This is a genomic window from Stieleria tagensis, from assembly GCF_024129865.1.
Lineage (GTDB): Bacteria > Planctomycetota > Planctomycetia > Pirellulales > Pirellulaceae > Stieleria > Stieleria tagensis.
In genome coordinates this window covers 68,001-85,120 of the sequence record NZ_JAMYFE010000030.1, presented here as the reverse complement: position 1 = coordinate 85,120, position 17,120 = coordinate 68,001, and the positions used below count along the sequence as shown (strand labels likewise).

Sequence of the window (17,120 nt, the reverse complement as noted above, 5' to 3'; positions counted from 1 at the left end):
GACATTTTCCGCTGATCCGATCAACCGAAACGCGCTAGAGCGTTTGGTTCATCGCTGATTCATCACATAACCGACGAAGCTGTTAGCTAATACTCAACGGCTGATTCAGAGATCACATGAACACATTCTTCCATTCCATTTTCCTGGTTCTGCTGACAACCGTCGTGAACCAGATTGCCGCCGAAAAGGACGTCCCGACACAAAACGGCGTTCCAGTGATCCGCACGATCGAGGGTTGGACGGTGAAGGTGGATCCCACTGTTTTTAAACCCGAACATTCGAGCAAGGGCCAACGGGCATTGCAGGCACTGGGAAACCATTTGCAACGCGTCACCTATCTGTTGCCTGATGATGTACTGAACGAGCTGCGTGAAATCCCCATCTGGGTTGATCGTGACGGAAAAGGAAAGTCGTTGGTCTACCATCCCAGTGCCGATTGGCTTGCCGACAACGGATACAACCCTGCGATGGCGAAACACGTTCATGTGCCAAAAATTGATCTGCTGCTTTCCCGCCAACAGTGGGCCAAACATCCCTATGCCATCATGCACGAACTTGCGCACGCCTATCACGATCAAGTGCTCGGCTGGGACGATGCAGAAATCAAAGCCCTCTACGAATTGGCTGAAAACTCGGGTTCGTACGATCATGTGCTTGATCACGCCCACCGACAGGTCCGTCACTACGGAATGAATAATCACAAAGAGTACTTCGCAGAATCAACCGAAGCCTATTTAGGGGTCAACGACTTTTACCCATTTGTCCGAGCCGAATTGAAGCAACATGACCCACGCATGTTCGATCTACAATCGAAAATCTGGGGCCCGCTTCCGTAACTCTCCACACTCCCTCTCTCCTTTCACCCCGTCTACTCACTCCCCCCGTCTCTGATGCCAAACCAAAAAAACAGTGCGTGGCTGATCGTTATCCTGGCCACACTCAGCACCTCACTTGTGGCGACCACAGCCGTCGCCCAGGAAATCACCCACGGCTTTCTAGCCTGCGGGCAAAACACCTACATCGTCGATGGCCAGGGCAATAGAACCTGGACCTACCCTCACGCGACGCGCGATGGGTATGTATTGCCGAACGACAATCGAGTGCTGACACTCAATAAAGGCAAACGATACGCCGGGGGCGCTGTGATCGAAGTCACACCCGATGGATCCGAAACGCTGATCTGGAAAGGAACCCAGGCGGAGGTCAACGGCGCCCAGCCGACGGCGTCCGGGACGTTTGTGATCACCGAGGCCGGATCCCATCCGCGACTTCTGGAAGTCGATCGCGAGGGGAAAATTCTGGTCGAATTCCCGCTGCAGTGCCAAACCGAAAACTTTCATTTACAGACCCGAATGGCCCGCAAATTAGACGACGGCACCTATTTGGTCCCTCATCTATTGGACTTTGCGGTGCGAAACTACGACCGCGAGGGCAAGGTAATCAGCAGCATCGACACGTCGATCAAGAATGATCCGAATCGAGACATTCACTCTTGGCCCTTCACCGCAATTCGTCACGGCCAGGGCCACACGCTCGTCTGTGGCACCAACGGCAATCGTGTCTTTGACTTCGGCGCCGACGGGAACAAAGTCTGGGAATTGACCAATCAAGATCTTCCAGGCGAGTGGCTGCAAGACCCTTGTGGTGGCCAAGTCTTGCCCAACGGAAACATTGTCATTGCCTCATACGCAGGTGGCCGCAAAGACGTTGATGCGCCCAAGTTGATCGAAGTCAATCAGAACAAAGAAGTGGTCTGGACCTACAGTGATGGTAAGAAAGTCGGCATCCACCACTTCCAAATTTTGGACACCAACGGAGTGAAACTCACGTCTCAGCCACTGAAATAATCGGCCAGCCCAACCCACCAAACGCCGTAGCGGATCCCGCCAGGGCTCAGTCAGTCTGAATCCTGGCGGATCCAGCTACGGGGCAACACGTCCTGTCACATTGGGCTCTATCCGAATAACGGCAGCGGTTGATAATCCTTGCCAAGAATGGCGGTCGGATCGGCCCCCAGCCATGACTGCAAGACTGATGCGTAGACCTGGCGAAAATCGAATTCGTGTTTCAGATCGCCGTCCTGCAAATCGGTCAGATCGGGACGCTTGCCCACGATGCCAGCTTTGACTCCGCCACCGCATAAAAACATCGGCCCCGCAGCGCCGTGGTCGGTTCCTTCGCTGGCGTTTTCAGACACGCGACGACCGAACTCGCTGAACGTCATCACACAGACCCGCTTGCCGTGGTCATGGGCATCCAGATCGCGAATCAGCGCAGTCACAGCATCGCTCCATTGACGTAGCAAAATGCTGTGGGTCTCAGTCTGCTGGGCGTGTGTGTCAAATCCATCGTGTTGAATGTAATACACTCGTGTCGTCAGCCCGGCGTCGATCAATTGAGCGACGACACGTAGCTTGTTGCCCAGTTCCGTCTTGGGGTACGTGACATCGCTGCGGTAACCTGCTGCGGCTTCGCTCACTCGCTGGCTTGCGGCGATCGCTGACGTCGTACTGGACTGCAAGAAATCAAGCAATTCGTTGTCCTGGGTTGGTTTGACCGGCCGATTTGTTTGCAGCAATTCCCGAAGTGCCTGCTTGTCGTTGCCATGCAATTGAAACTCGGCGAGCGTCTTGACGGTTGGCACACGGATACTGGTCGATGCGATCGCGGCGGGTTGTGATTCATGTCCCAGATGCAGTGCGGGAACATCGCCGCCGGCGGATTCCGGTTGTTGATCCATGAACCGACCCAGCCAACCGTCGGGGCGTGGTTCATTTTTGCGACGGCAGGTGTGCCAGATGTCCATCGACTCGAAATGCGAACGATTCGGTCGTTCATAGCCGACACCACGAACGGCCACAAACTGTCCGTCTTGCAGCAGGTCGTGCATCCCTCGGATCGACGGATGTAAACCCGTGTCGTCATCCAACTTCAACACGTCGCTGATCGGGATCGCCAATTTGGGCCGTGCCGATCGATAGTGATCGTCGGCATATGGAACAACGGTGTTCAAGCCATCGTTGCCACCGGACAGCTGAACCACAACCAGGATTCGTTCCTGTTCTTGGTTGCCGGCCGTTGCCGCGTCCGCGAAACACGCGGGCATCGCAGCCCCCACGCCGATCGCGGCGGCACCACCGATCGAAGACTGCAAGAATCGTCGTCGACTTTGATTCATTGAAACGAGCATCGGAAAACAGCCAATGATGGGTTAGGCGAGTTGACAAATCGGCAGTGAGGTCAAAGCGTGCAATATCGCCCGCATTTGCCGCTCCGTGTCACCAGAAATGGATTCCACCGATTCCTGAATTTGAATCCGTGTGGCGTCATCCAATGGCACAGACAATAAACACTGTTCGAAATAGCGAATTGCTTGATCAGGCGTTTGCACCTCACGGCGGTCCAGACATTCCGATAGGCTGCCGCCGTCGAACCGAGTCGCCTCATTTTCAAGAATGTCCGCGATCAAATTCGCGCGGCCAAGAAGCGTCGACGAATTGATCCAGGCCCGACCACCATCCCAGCCTTTGACGTTGGGCGGATAGAACAAACCCTGGCCGATATTCTTCAACCCACGACCAACCAATTGGGTATTGGTCGTCGCGTGGAGGCTGCGGAGCATCCCCATCACCAGTTCGACCGGTGACTTGATTCGACAAGCCACGGAGTTCGACGAGAAAAAGAGATTGCTTCCCAGGATCCGCTCGACCACCGGAGCGATTTGCAAATCACTTTCTCGAAACAGGTTTGCCAGTGGTTGTAGCAAGGCGTCCGTTGGACTGCGTTCTTCACTGACAAAGAAACGGTACAACTTGCGTGCGATAAACGTCTGCGTTGCCGGTTGTTCCAAGACGATTCGAACGCCATCATCGCCGTCAAAGTCACCGCGTTGCTGCAGCACTGACTTAATGCCGGAATCATGTTGGTAGCGATTCTTGCGAAACTTCTTGTTCTTGATCTCCCAACCGGTGAAACAGCGTGCCAGTTCCAGCACGTCCGTTTCGCCATAGTTGCCTTCACCTAAACAGAACAACTCCATCAATTCACGCGCAAAATTTTCGTTCGGATGGGCTTTGCGATTCTTCGCCGAATCCAGGTAGATCAGCATCGCCGGATCGGCTGAGATCTGATGAACGAGCCTGCCAAAGTCTCCCAGAGCGTGCTCGCGCAGCAATTGATTTTGATTCCACATCATCCTCGCATCGTTGACTTTCTCCGCCCCGGTCGCAAAGTGACCGTGCCAGAACAAAGTCATCTTCTCAAGCAACTGATTCGGCGTGTACAGCAGTCGATAAACCCATGCTGCGGACAACTTCGCAGGGTCACCCCCGGCCAATGTCGCTTCGGCCAGCGAGTCTGCGGTGGAACGAAAGTCGGGGGTTTCTTGATTGTTGGAGATCAATTCGCTGACGACTTCCGCCGGAGTCCGCATCACCGCTTGGTCGATACGAGCAAGGTCGGCACCGAATCCGGATCGACGATACAGATGCGCCGCCAGCGATCGGTCCCAAGGTCGCTGAGATGTCGGCTCAAACGGTTGCCAGGCCCAGTCCGGATCGATCGTTTGCATTTCGTTCACGGCTGTGCCTCGACGTCCGATTTCACATCGATGATCAAATTGATTGCCATCTGTGAATCCGATACGAGCAAGTTCATGTGAACGTCGCGGAAGAATTCGATCAGTTTCAATAGCAATCCGATCTCACCTTCGGCCGCTTCCTTGCTATGTCCTTTTTCGAGCATGTTATTTGCGACCAGTTGCGACCGATTCGCCTGCAAAATGTCTTGCAGCACCCCCGCTTCGATCTCGGCACGTGTATTCAAACCACTTGTGATCGTGCCTGGCGGATCGTCCTTTGATTCAACCAATGCCCGCGCGAGCGCCGTTGAACTCGACACAATGAATCGATCGCCGGCGAAGGCCAGCGTGGGCGAAAAATTGAATTGAATCGGCGCATCCAACCGTTCTCGTTCGTCACGATCGGGCAGATAGCGGCTCGTGATCAATTGAGCATCGCCAACCGTCTCCATTCCTAAATCCAATTGTGGCTGACCATTCTGGGCACCGACGACGTTCAGAAAACCAACGAAACTTTGGAACACTCGACGTAAATCGGGCTGTGTTTGGGCTGGGTTTTTCATGCGGAACTGTAACGCAAACGCGGGCAATTTGATCGCCGGTCGCGGCAAGATGTCAGTGAACTCCTGTGCGATTCCAACGATCTGCACGTCACTTTTGAGCGAACCCAATATGTCTTCGCCAAAGTCACGGCCAGAGAAAATCGTTGTCAGTGTCGTGTCGGCGACGACCAACTGCTCGCTGGCTTGATCGGACAGTAAATCGCCCGACCGCAGCCACATCTGCGACAGATCACGGTGCGTCGACAACGCAAACAATTGGTTTGGCATCGCCAGCAGTGGGGGAGCAGTGGCAAGCCCTGGTGCCCCGAAAAAGTATTCGCGAGGCGGTTCCCAGTCGCGTTGGTGGGGTGTTGCCAGTTGCAACGCTAGCGAATCGCCACTGAGATGTAACTGTGCGGTGGCATAATGTGTTTGCCGAAGATTTGACAACACGCCCCCCAACAACATTTCGGCCACAACATTGTCGACCTTTTCCTTGAAAACATCTTTCGCGACACCGGCATCACGCAATCGATTGACATCTAAGAAAGCCGACACAAGACGGCCATCTGATTCACTCGCTGAAAGTTCCTTGGCCGCATTCGCATAGGTCGCGTTGGTCTGTAACGAATCGCTGTCACGATCAATGTATTGGTCGATGATCGATTTACCCAACTCCGCATTGTTGGTCAATAAAAGCCAGTCGTGCATCCGCACCATCCGCAATTTGTCGCCGACCAATTCGGCGTTGAATCCACGGTAGTCGCCTTGCCGGACGGCGGCACCTTGCAACTGTCGCAGGGCTAGCACAAAACCGCGGAAACGTTCCAACAGGTCTGCGTCGGATGATTGAACCAAGATTGCCAGTCCGCCATCGACAGAATCCAAGGCAACCGTGATGCCGCGATCCGTCAGCGTCGCCAAAGCGTCTTGCCAAGGTTGCCCCATACTTGTCTCGAAGACGCCAATCCCGACTCGCAATTGTTGGGTTGCGTCTGACTCCATCAGCACACGATACGCATCCATCGCTTCGAGCTTGGACCGCAGCGGATGGTTCAGTACCGTTTTCAAGCTGCCGCGGACGCCCGAAAACTCGGCACAAGCTACGATCGTTTGGGGCAACAGTTCCGCTGCATTACAATCAGCACCCGGCGGTGGTTCGGCAGCCGCAGCAGGCGGCCACGCAGTGCAGCCGGCAACAAACAGCAGGAAACCTACCGCATGAATCGAAGAAGTTGATCGGTTGCTCATGAAAACATTATTGACGGTGGTGGTCGGGTGATGTTGTTATTTTATTCGCATTTTCGATCATCATCTTTGTATCGTTCCGTATCGATCACCGGTCTAGCGCAAACGCGTTTGGGCAGACATCGCGTTGCCGTCCGATCGCTGGTGCGATGATTAAAACGTCCGCCATCCACAAACAAAGCTTCCAGATGCACATGTTCCTTTTCAAGACGTCCGCCCACGACCGAGGATCGACCGGGTGTCGCCCAACGGCTGGGCTAGCAGTTGCGGCACTGACGGTGCTTTTATTACACGGCATTTGTCCGACGCATTTGCATGCCAATTCATCGCAGCATCCGAACATTGTTTTTGTCTTGGCTGATGACTTGGGGTACGGCGACATCGGTTGTTACAACCCTGATTCCAACATTCCCACACCCCATCTGGATCGACTTGCGAGTCAAGGCATTCGCTTCACCGACGCCCATAGCCCTTGCACCGTTTGCACGCCGACCCGCTACAGCCTGATGACCGGCCAGATGGCGTTTCGGATTCCCAACGGTGGACGCGTCTTTAGCGGTGCCGGTGGCCCCTCGTTGATTGCCGACGATCGTTTGACGTTGCCAGAACTGCTGCAACACAACGGTTACACCACCGCATGTTTTGGCAAATGGCACATCGGCCTGACCTTTTTCGATCACTCTGGTATGCCAATTCATGATGGGGGTCCGGACGCTGTGAATCGAATCGACTATTCGCGGCGAATCAAGGGCGGGCCGATCGACCATGGATTCGATCGTTTCTTTGGCACCGCTTGCTGCCCGACCACCGACTGGCTGTACGCCTTTATTGACGGAGATCGCATTCCTGTGCCACCGGTCGAGAAACTGGATCGGTCGACGCTGCCCCAGCATCCCTATTCCAACGACAATCGCCCTGGGATGGTTGCCCCCGATTTTGATCTAGAAGAAGTCGACATCCAATTTCTCCAGAAGAGCCAGCGGTTCCTGGAACGGCATGTTCAGGAAACTCCCGACAAGCCGTTTTTCCTGCTGCACTCCACCCAAGCCGTGCACCTGCCCTCGTTTCCTGGTGATCAATTCAAAGGCAAAACCGATTCCGGTCCGCACGGAGATTTCATTTTTGAACTCGACTACGTCGTCGGCGAACTGATGAAGACTTTGGATTCCCTGGGCATCGCTGACAATACGGTGGTGATGTTCTCCAGTGACAACGGACCCGAAGTGCCGACGGTGTATCACATGCGACACGATCACAATCATGATGGTGCGCGTCCCTGGCGTGGGGTCAAACGTGACAACTGGGAAGGCGGACATCGGGTTCCGCTCCTGGTTCGTTGGCCCGGCCACATCGCAGCCAATACGACTTCCGATCAACTGACGTCATTGACCGACGTGTTTGCCACGGTCGCCGATATCGTTGGTGCAACAATTCCGAACAGTGCTGCCGAAGACAGTTTCAGCCTGTTGCCGGAATTGCTCGGACAACAGGGCAGCCAGCCGATCCGCCCCTATCTGCTGCAGCAAGGTTTCGGCGGCAAAAAGTACCTGGCAATCCGTCAAGGCAAATGGATGTATCTGGCCCATCAGGGTTCCGGTGGCAACAACTACGCCAAACACAAACTGTTGCAGGAATATCAGTTGCCAAACAATGCTCCCCAGGCACCAGGGCAACTGTACGATTTGGAATCCGACCCCGGCGAAACCCGCAACCTGTACCACGAATACCCCGCGATCGTGAACAAACTGCAACAACAACTCGATTCGACGCTGGAAAGCGGACGCAGCGCACCACCACGTCAGCCAAATCGTCGGCGGTGAATCATCCAACCGTTCCGACAGATCGGCTCCACTGGACAGATAGGTGCTGGCTGCAGCCGATGATTACAATTGATAAAGGCACCCTTTCAACCCAGATGAGACCAATATGGCCATTTCACGTCGCACGATTCTGCAGGGACTAGGCGGGGCATTGGCGTTGCCGACCCTCGAATCAGACTTGAATGCTTCGGGGGCAACCAATGGCGGCGGTCCGCCCCTGCGATTTTTGGTCGTCGGAAACCCGCTGGGAATGCATCCTGACAATTTTTTCCCTCCAGACTTTGGCAAGGATTTTACGCTCTCGCCGACACTGAAACCGCTGGAGTGGGCCAAAGACCGATTCACCGTGTTCTCGCACACCGACCACGGGATGAAGAGTGGTCATGGTCGTGAGTTGGCATTTTTGAGCGGGGTGCTGCCAGAAAACAGTCACGCCTTCGCGGAAAAGAACATGTCGCTGGATCAAGTGATCGCACGGCAGATTGGCGGCGACGTTCGCTATCCATCGATTCATGCCGCGTTGCAAACCGGGATTCGTATGGTTTGGAATGCCAACGGCGTGGAGCTGAAACCCTATACCGATCCACAGAAATTGTTTGATCATCTGTTCCTGAATCTGTCGGAAAAAGAAAAGCAGACTCAGCGGCAAACCATCGCCCGCAACGGCAGCATCTTGGACGCAGTGGGTCAACAGTTTGCTGGTGTCGCAGCCAGCGCCGGCGCGGCAGACCGCGAACGTCTGGATCAGTTCGCGACATCGATTCGGGAACTGGAACGGCGATTCGACACCCGCCAACAGTGGGTCGGACGGGACAAACCCAAATTTGATATCTCTCAGCACCTCGACGGCGAGGCCACAGTCATCAATCGCTACAACGCCATTTTTGACATGGTCGCCTATGCCTTTCAAACCGATTTGACTCGTGTCGCTACGGTCGCTTTTCCCAATGAACTCGGCTACACCGATATTCATGGTGTCAATCGCGGCTACCACGCCTGTACGCATAACGGCAAAGACGAACAAATTGTATCGGAACTGGTTGCGATCGAGACCTTTCAGATGGAGCAACTGTCTCGATTCATGAACCAAATCGACAAGATCGACGAACCCGGCGGTGACGGTTCTATGCTGGATCACACTGTGATCTTGTTTGGCAGCGGCATGGGCTACGGCGGCACACACTCTAACCGTGACTTGCCAATCCTGGTCGCCGGCGGCGGTTTCAATCACCTGGGACACGTCGATACCCGCAATGCCGCGGGCGAGAACATGTCGCTATGCAATCTGTATGTCACATTGATGCAGCGATTCGGTGTTGAACGCGATTCATTCAACCTAAGCACAGGGGCGTTCGATCTTAACCATGCTTAGACCCAATCACAAACTCGTTCTGTTGATTGCCATGGTCGTTGCGACCGTGTCCGCCAACGCCGCTGAAATAGAACTCTTGCAACAGCACTGTGGAAAATGCCATAGCGGCGATGATCCCGAAGGCGACTTCCATCTGGATTTGCTCGGCAGCGCTGTGACGAAACAAAACCAGCAGTGGTGGCAAACGAGCATGGACTCTGTCTCGCTAGGTGACATGCCACCGGGCGAAGGAACGGATGTGACCGACGTGCAACGTGTTGAGATCGCCAAATTCATCCGCAAGACGTTACTGGCTTACGAGCATCCGACCGATAGCAAAGCTCACAATGCGCCACGCCGGCTGAACAATCGTGAATTTGCCAATAGCATTAGTGATGCGCTTGGCATCGAAGACCCCGGCACCCATTTTCCGCTGGGCAATCTGCTCGGCGATACCTTGCATGAAGGTTTCGACACCAACGGCGATGCGCTTGGAATCAGCGAGTATCACCTTGAGCAATACATCGAATCCGTTCGCAAAATCATCCAGGCAACAGTGCTCTCGGGCAACCAAACACCGGCCAAGCACTACAACGTCCTCGCGGATTCGTTGCGTATGACGTCGCTAAACCAAAACACCAATCGGAAAGAGATCGCGACCCGCAACCGGGATAGTCTGGAATTTCGCGACATGCGACTGCGGATGTATTTTGAAAACTTCCAATCCGTGCCGACGACCGGATACTACCGCCTGAAAATTCGCGCCACCGGCGTCGATCGCGGTTATTACGATTCCCAACAGACCGGTATCTACGATGGCGATCCGATTCGGCTGGCCATTCATTTCGGCGATCGTGTCAAAACCTATGACTTGCCGGACAACGACATCAAAGAAATCGTGCTTGAAGAGTGGCTGGCCGAAGGCACTCGAATCGAGTTGTCCTATCCGACCGACGGGTTGCGAGAGCGAGGAAACGGAAACTTCAAATTCCAACAGGCAATCGCGCACGATTACATCAAAGAACACGACCCGGAACTCTACCGACACGTGGTGAACGAGCTTGTCCCCCGTTCCAAATTTCGCAGCGATTCGCCCGGCCACTGGAGTCATTGGGTCGACTATTGGCGTGGTCCACGCCCTCGCGTTTACGATGCCGAAATCGAAGGCCCGATCTATCGGTCTTGGCCGCCGGAACGCCACGTCGCTTTGATAGGGGATTCACCGATCGCGGCCAACGCCGAAGCGATCTTAAAACCGATTGCAGAGCGAGCCTGGCGCCGCCAAGTCCGCAGCGGTGAACTGGACCCGATCGTGCAACTGGTGACCATGCGTCAGCCAGAACTGGGTGATTTGGATGCGATCAAAGAAGGCATGGTCGCGATCTTCGTCTCGCCGTCGTTCTTGCTGATCAATCCAGAAAACGAGACGCCATCGGATCGATTCGCGACAAAGCTGGCGTTTTTCCTTTCAAGCACGATTCCGCAGCAGCGTCTCCGCGACGCGATCGAAGCCGGGATCTGTGATCGATACGAAGGCGTTCTCGAACTGGTCAACGGTTACTTGGCCGGTGAAAGCGGGAACGCGTTCTTGGAAGAATTCCCGCATGCGTGGTTGCAATTGGATCGAATCAACTTCATGGCTCCGGATCCTGATCGCTACCCGTACTATCATCGCAAGAGCGTCAGCGATGACATGATCGCCGAGGCGAAACAGTTTTTTCGTCATGCGATCGAAACCAACATGCCACTGCCGGAGTTATTGACGGCAAACTATTCGTTCATCAATGCAGACTTGGCAACCATTTACGGCGTCAAAGGGGTTCCCGACGATTCCCAACTTCGCAAGTATGTTTTTGAAGATGGACGCCGCGGCGGACTGTTGGGCATGGGGGCGTTTCTGACATTGACGGCCGACAGCCTGGGCACCTCGCCCATCCATCGCGCGGTATACGTTTTGGAAAACTTCATGGGAATCAAACCTTCGCCACCGCCCGGCGATGTCGAGATTACGGAGCCAGATGTTCGGCAAGCGAAAACGATCAAAGAAATCTTGGGTGCCCATATCGCCCAAGAAACCTGTGCCTCGTGCCACCGAAGTATCGACCCGTACGGATACGCCTTCGAAAACTTTGATCCCGTCGGCCAATGGCGCGACCATTATGTACGGATGGGAGTGGAAGCACCAAGCGAATCCAAAGCGAGGAAGAAGAAACCAAATTCACGCCAATTCCAATCTTTGCCGATCGACGCATCGGCAACGTTTCGTAACGGCAAGAACTACCAGGACATCGTCGGCTTTCGCCAATTGATGAAGACCAAGGCAAACCAAGAACAATTCGTACGCTGCTTCATCGAAAAACTGCTGATCTATGCCAATGGCGCGGAACCAGAAAACGCCGCCGAGGTGGAGCGGATTGTTGTCGCGTCAGCGGAGCACGACTATCGAATTGTCGACACGATTGCCGCCGTCATCGACAGCCCACTATTCCGAGAGCAATAACGGGCCCAATGGTGACGATACCATGGAAGGGCGGTGAACCGTTTCTCGATCAGGATGGATTCGGGCGCACCGTCGGTCGTCCACTGGCCCATCCCGATCGGGATTTCCGGAACAACGGCAGCGGTAACACGCAGGGAACGCGACGCGTCAGCGAGAATCGATTTGCGGTGAGGACCATTTGCATTGATCTTGCCGCGTCTGATTCATCGCTTTATACACATTGATTGGACGGAGCTGGACAGCGAAATTCTGCTGGGCGATCCGACATTCGCTGTGCTTTCTCAGTTTGATCATGCCCCTATCGATTTCGCCGTTACTCCCCGTGTTAGCAGTCGGATTGTTGCTGCTCTCATGCATCGGGTGCGAGCGATCGAGGCGACCCGAAGCCGGAGAATCGCCGTCTCAGGCAAGTCAGACTGGGCTGGGGACAGAATCAGATCATCTTTCGGCGACGGCTGGGGCGCTGTTCGCCGATGTCAGCCGTGCCAGCGGGCTGCAATTTCAACACGTCTCCGGACGTTCGCTGCAATATCGTTTTTACGAAATTGTCGGCAGCGGCGCGGCATTCTTCGACTACGACAATGACGGCGATTTAGATGTGTATTTCGTCCAGAGCCACCAGTGGGACGAAACCAACGCTCTGCCGTCGCCCCAACGCCCACTGATCAGTGACCGACTGTTTCGCAACGATTCACCGCAGGGTGACCCGGACGGCCAACTGCGATTCACGGACGTCACAGCGACGAGTGGGATTTCCGGGGCCGTCGGCTACGGGCAGGGCGTTGCCTGTGGCGACTATGACAACGACGGGGACGTCGATTTGTACGTGACGAATTTTGGTCCCAACCAACTTTGGATGAACAACGGCGACGGAACGTTTACTGATGCGACCAAGTCAACCGGCACCCAGGTCGATCGCTGGAGCAGCAGTGCTGCCTTCGTTGACTATGACCGGGACGGTTGGCTCGATCTATACGTCTGCAACTACGTCGAGTATTCCTTTCAAACCGACAAACCCTGTTTCGGGGCCAACGGCACGCGAGACTATTGCGGCCCCAACAGTTTTCGAGGGGAACCGGACCGACTGTTTCGAAACAATGGCCGTGGCGGATTCACCGATGTCTCGGCTGCCGTCGGAATCGCGTCCCTCGATGGCGCCGGATTGGGAGTGGTTTGTGCTGATTTCGACGGCGACCGCTGGACGGATATTTATGTCACCAATGACGGCATGCCCAATCGACTTTGGACCAATCAGTGCGATGGAACATTCAAAGATTCCTCGCTGCTGTCCGGCTGTGCCTACAACGGAACGGGGGCAGCCGAAGCCGGGATGGGAGTTGATGCCGCCGACTGCGACGGCGATGGCGACGAAGATTTGTTTATGGCGCATCTGACCAACGAAACCAACACGCTGTACTTGAATGACGGACGCGGCGGTTTCTCGGACCGCACCAACATGTCCAACCTGGGCGCGATCAGCCAAACGATGACCGGATTCGGGGCGGGCTGGATCGACTATGACAATGACAGTCGGTTGGATGTGCTGGTAGTCAATGGGACCGTCAAACGAGAAAATTCGGCCATCTCCTCACATGATCCTTATCCACGTGGCCAACCCAATCAGTTGTTTCGCAACGAAGGAAAGTCTTTTCAAGACGTCGGCGATCGAGTTTGCGACACATTCGTACTGCAGGAAATGAGTCGTGGGCTTGCGCTGGGCGACATCGACAGTGACGGCGATACAGATTTCTTGGTGATCAACAACGAGGGCCAGGCCAGACTTTATCGCAATCAACTCGGTCACCAGAATGCTTGGCTGGGATTGCGATTGGTCGATGCCGACGCCACGCGAAATCAATTGGGTGCCGTCGCGCAGTTGGAACTGGAAAACGGCACTATCGTCCGCAGGCGTGTGCGCCGCGATGGCGGCTACTGCTCCTCTCATGATCCACGCGTCTTGTTCGGCATTCCACAAGGGATTCAACCGGTCGCTTTGGAAGTCATTTGGCCAGACGGCACCAGGGAACATTTTTTGCCGCCAGATCTCGGCCGCTACACGGAATTGAGACAAGGATCTGGGCAAGGGGATTCATCATGAACGATCATTTTCGCTGCTGCACCTGCGTGGTGTATTTGGTTTCCCTGCTCGTTCTTGGCGGATGCAGTCCCAATACTGATCCGGCAGGGGATGCGCCATCCAAATTCATCGGTACAGATCGACTGCCACAGGTCGACACAGCCGCATTCGAAACCGCGGTGGCGGATCAGATCATCGAAGCGGAACGGAAAATTGAAACCGTGGATCCCTCAGAACTGGGCGACTGGTTCGGTCAACTTGGAATGATGTACCAGTGTCTAGAGGTCAATTGGGCGGCAGAAGAGTGTTACGTTTCTGCGTCTCAGGCGTCTGAAACCGATTTCCGCTGGCCCTACCTCCTGGCCCACCTTGCCAGTGCAGAGGGGGATCACGACAGAGCGAACCAACTGCTCTTGAAGTCACTGGAGCTGTTGGAATCAGATGACGGCGAAAACCACGAAGCCAAGATCATCACACGTTGCTGGCTCGGTGAAACCGCGATTGCGACTGGCCAATTGGATGTCGCCGTAAATCGGTTCGAAGAGGTGCTCGCCAGCGATGATTCGCGAGCTTTCGCGCACTACAGTCTGGGGCGTATCGCCGAGCAACGCGATCAATTGGAAACAGCCCGCAAACACCTTGAGCGAGCCGATCAACTACAGCCGCAAGTCGCCAGCATTGAGTACCTGCTGGGAACCGTCTACCGCAAACTGGGACAGACTGCGCGTGCCCAAGGACTGATGGAATCCAGTGCGGAAAACCGCCGCCCGTTTACTCCAGCAGATCCGTTGCTATGGCAGGTTCAGCTTTCATTGAAAAGCCATCGTCGATATCAATTCATCGGAGACCAAAATTTCAAGGTTGGTCGGTATCAAGTCGCAGCCGAATTCTACGGTAGGGCTTTGGAACTGGATGCCGAGAACGACGCATTGGCGCAAACGCACTGCAACCTTGGAAGCGCGCTCAGCAAACTGGATAAACATTCCGATGCGGTGCAACACTGGAAAATCGCCGCGGCACTTTGCCCGGAACACACTCCCACGCTTTTGAATCTCGCCGAGTTTGCCGCAGTAACGCAACAGGAACCAAAAGCGATTGAAATCTATCGATCAATCATCGCCAGACTGCCCGAACAGCGGAAAGCAAGACGGAAACTCGCGGATCTGCTGCTTGCGATGGGACGATTCGACGAGGCTGAGACGGAATACCAACAATTGTTGCGCATCGACCCAGGGAACCGTCAATCGATTTTGGCAACGATCGAAAATCTTCAACGGATGACGATCGATTCACCCGCGATTCCCGCCGACGGCACCGTGACTGCCGCCGTCCCATCGGAACCGCGGCAATCACTGGATCGATGATCGTTCATCACCAAGCGAACGACACTCCACCGCGACCGGTGTGCTGATCGAGTTCCGAAGAGAACTGGGAACCATAGTCGGCAAAGAGTGAGAGTCCGTACCCCGTGGCATAGCTGATCCCCACGTTCATGTCGATATAGTCGCGGCCGAGTTCTGGGCCTTGGAACACCAGTGGGCCAGCCGACCCGGCCAGTCCGGCGTTGATGATTTGGTTGTCATCGGCAAACTCGTGAGCGTAGGCGATTCGGTAGAACGGTGAAAACGTTCCGCTGCCAGCCACCGGCATCGATCGCAGGAAGCTCAGACCTAACATGCCGCGTGCCGAGTTGACGTTGTCATCGGCGACCTGCAAGTTAGCCGATCCCGCACCGGCTTCGCTGAATCCATCCGCGGAAATTCCGACGTACTGAAACGCGGCGTGTGGCTGGATCGTCGTTTGTCCCCTGTGAATGTTTCTTCCCAGTTCGAACAAGCTTGTGAAGGTGTCACTGTCTGTCTCGCCAACGGCAGTCCCAGTCGTCGTCGATCGGCGGGTACTGTAGTCGCCGTTGCTATAGCCCATGATGCCTGTGAGATATCCGTGGCTTCTAATCCGACGAGAGCCATAGAATGCGATTCCCAGCGAGTCTAATTCCACACCGGAGGTATCCGATTGCCCGTTGCTTCCGTAGTAGTTTCCGGCAATCCCGACGAGTGTGCTGCAGTCAATGTTTCGTTCGGCTCCGAACGCTACGCCGGAGAAGTCGTAATCAAACCCGTGATCGAGTCCGCCTTGAGCGCCGTAGCCCGTGACCCAAGCTCGCGTCTTTCTGGCGTCGGTCCGCAGGGGATTGACCAATACGTACTGCGGCGAACTGCAATGATGCCTCAAAGATTGTCCACGAGAGGCGTTCTCAGGAGTTGATGGTGCGGTCGAAACAAGCCGGATCTGGGGTGCCGGCGTGGGGCTTGACGACGCATAAGATGGACTTGCAAAACGGCTTCCAACAGCCCCGACACCACCTCGCAGCCGATTCGCCAACAGACCGAGGAATTGACCGGTTGCCTGGATTTCGATCATCGAACCGCTTGCCAGGATTTCGGCTCCCGACGTATCCCCCGATGCCGATGCGAAAAACAATTGCCAGACATTCAACGTTCCAGAATCACCTCCAAACGTATCGTCAATTGTCAGCGTCCAGTTCCCCAGTGCGTTCTCGCCATTGAACGCCGACAGTGGTTCAGCCGGACGGTAGGTCCCATTGGCAATAGGACTCGAACCCGGTGGGAACGCGGTCGCGGCATCGTCGTCAAACAAGTAACCGCCGTTCTGAGCGTCCACACTCCCCCCAGAGCCGGCAAATAGTTGGACGTTCGTCCCGTTGGGTGATGTGACGGTGCCAGTCAGGTCGCCTTGGAAAGTGTGGTTGTAGTCAACATTCACGTCCAGATTCGAAATCACAATGGAATCTGGCACCGTGATCGATGAAATTGTCGTCCCCGAAGTCCCCGAAGGCGGAATTGCCAGTGGCGTGTCAGACGAGGAATAGGTCTGGGCCGACAAGTTGTTTGCGCAAACGCCCAGCATGACCCATCCCAAAATTCGCGAGAGACGAACTTTTTTCATCAACCAATCCTCATCCGTGAAAGACCGTCTATC

The 17,120-nt window shown here is 55.0% G+C and carries 11 protein-coding genes; 7 read left to right on the top strand and 4 right to left on the bottom strand.

The window, feature by feature from the left end; all coding sequences use genetic code 11:
• Positions 1-116: 116 nt before the first annotated feature.
• Positions 117-836, top strand: a complete 720-nt coding sequence (locus tag NHH03_RS05980) for a metallopeptidase (RefSeq protein ID WP_253154845.1) — start codon at positions 117-119, stop codon at positions 834-836.
• 54 nt (positions 837-890) lie between these two features.
• On the top strand, positions 891-1,847 hold the full coding sequence (locus NHH03_RS05975) for a beta-propeller domain-containing protein (RefSeq protein ID WP_253154844.1): 957 nt from the start codon (positions 891-893) through the stop codon (positions 1,845-1,847).
• A 107-nt stretch (positions 1,848-1,954) separates the two neighbouring features.
• On the opposite strand, the gene NHH03_RS05970 is transcribed toward NHH03_RS05975, so the two are convergent.
• Genes NHH03_RS05970 through NHH03_RS05960 form a run of 3 tightly spaced genes read right to left on the bottom strand, consistent with a single transcriptional unit; the run spans position 1,955 to position 6,372 of the window.
• The gene (locus NHH03_RS05970; protein WP_253154843.1) at positions 1,955-3,178 is read right to left on the bottom strand and encodes a DUF1501 domain-containing protein; all 1,224 of its coding nucleotides are present in this window, start codon (positions 3,176-3,178) and stop codon (positions 1,955-1,957) included.
• Positions 3,179-3,211: 33 nt separating this feature from the next.
• The gene (locus NHH03_RS05965) at positions 3,212-4,570 is read right to left on the bottom strand and encodes a DUF1800 domain-containing protein (protein WP_253154918.1); all 1,359 of its coding nucleotides are present in this window, start codon (positions 4,568-4,570) and stop codon (positions 3,212-3,214) included.
• 5 nt (positions 4,571-4,575) lie between these two features.
• Positions 4,576-6,372 carry a hypothetical protein gene (locus NHH03_RS05960; RefSeq protein ID WP_253154842.1) on the bottom strand — a complete coding sequence of 599 codons (1,797 nt, stop codon included), beginning with the start codon at positions 6,370-6,372 and terminating at the stop codon, positions 4,576-4,578.
• A 275-nt stretch (positions 6,373-6,647) separates the two neighbouring features.
• On the opposite strand from NHH03_RS05960, the gene NHH03_RS05955 reads away from it, so the two are divergent.
• The 5 genes from NHH03_RS05955 to NHH03_RS05935 all read left to right on the top strand — a co-directional run bounded on the left by NHH03_RS05955 (position 6,648) and on the right by NHH03_RS05935 (position 15,481).
• Positions 6,648-8,189, top strand: coding sequence for a sulfatase family protein (locus NHH03_RS05955; RefSeq protein WP_253154841.1), 1,542 nt, complete (start codon positions 6,648-6,650; stop codon positions 8,187-8,189).
• A 106-nt stretch (positions 8,190-8,295) separates the two neighbouring features.
• Positions 8,296-9,561, top strand: coding sequence for a DUF1552 domain-containing protein (locus NHH03_RS05950; protein WP_253154840.1), 1,266 nt, complete (start codon positions 8,296-8,298; stop codon positions 9,559-9,561).
• Positions 9,554-12,040, top strand: a complete 2,487-nt coding sequence (locus NHH03_RS05945) for a DUF1588 domain-containing protein (RefSeq protein WP_253154839.1) — start codon at positions 9,554-9,556, stop codon at positions 12,038-12,040. Before NHH03_RS05950 ends, NHH03_RS05945 begins: the two co-directional genes overlap by 8 nt.
• 292 nt (positions 12,041-12,332) lie before the next feature.
• A complete protein-coding gene (locus NHH03_RS05940; RefSeq protein ID WP_253154838.1) occupies positions 12,333-14,138 on the top strand; it encodes a CRTAC1 family protein in 1,806 nt (601 codons plus the stop codon).
• A complete protein-coding gene (locus NHH03_RS05935) occupies positions 14,135-15,481 on the top strand; it encodes a tetratricopeptide repeat protein (RefSeq protein WP_253154837.1) in 1,347 nt (448 codons plus the stop codon). Before NHH03_RS05940 ends, NHH03_RS05935 begins: the two co-directional genes overlap by 4 nt.
• Before the next feature lie 7 nt (positions 15,482-15,488).
• Here the strand turns inward: NHH03_RS05935 and NHH03_RS05930 are convergent, their stop codons facing one another.
• Positions 15,489-17,087 carry an autotransporter domain-containing protein gene (locus tag NHH03_RS05930; RefSeq protein WP_253154836.1) on the bottom strand — a complete coding sequence of 533 codons (1,599 nt, stop codon included), beginning with the start codon at positions 17,085-17,087 and terminating at the stop codon, positions 15,489-15,491.
• Between the last annotated feature and the right edge of the window lie 33 nt (positions 17,088-17,120).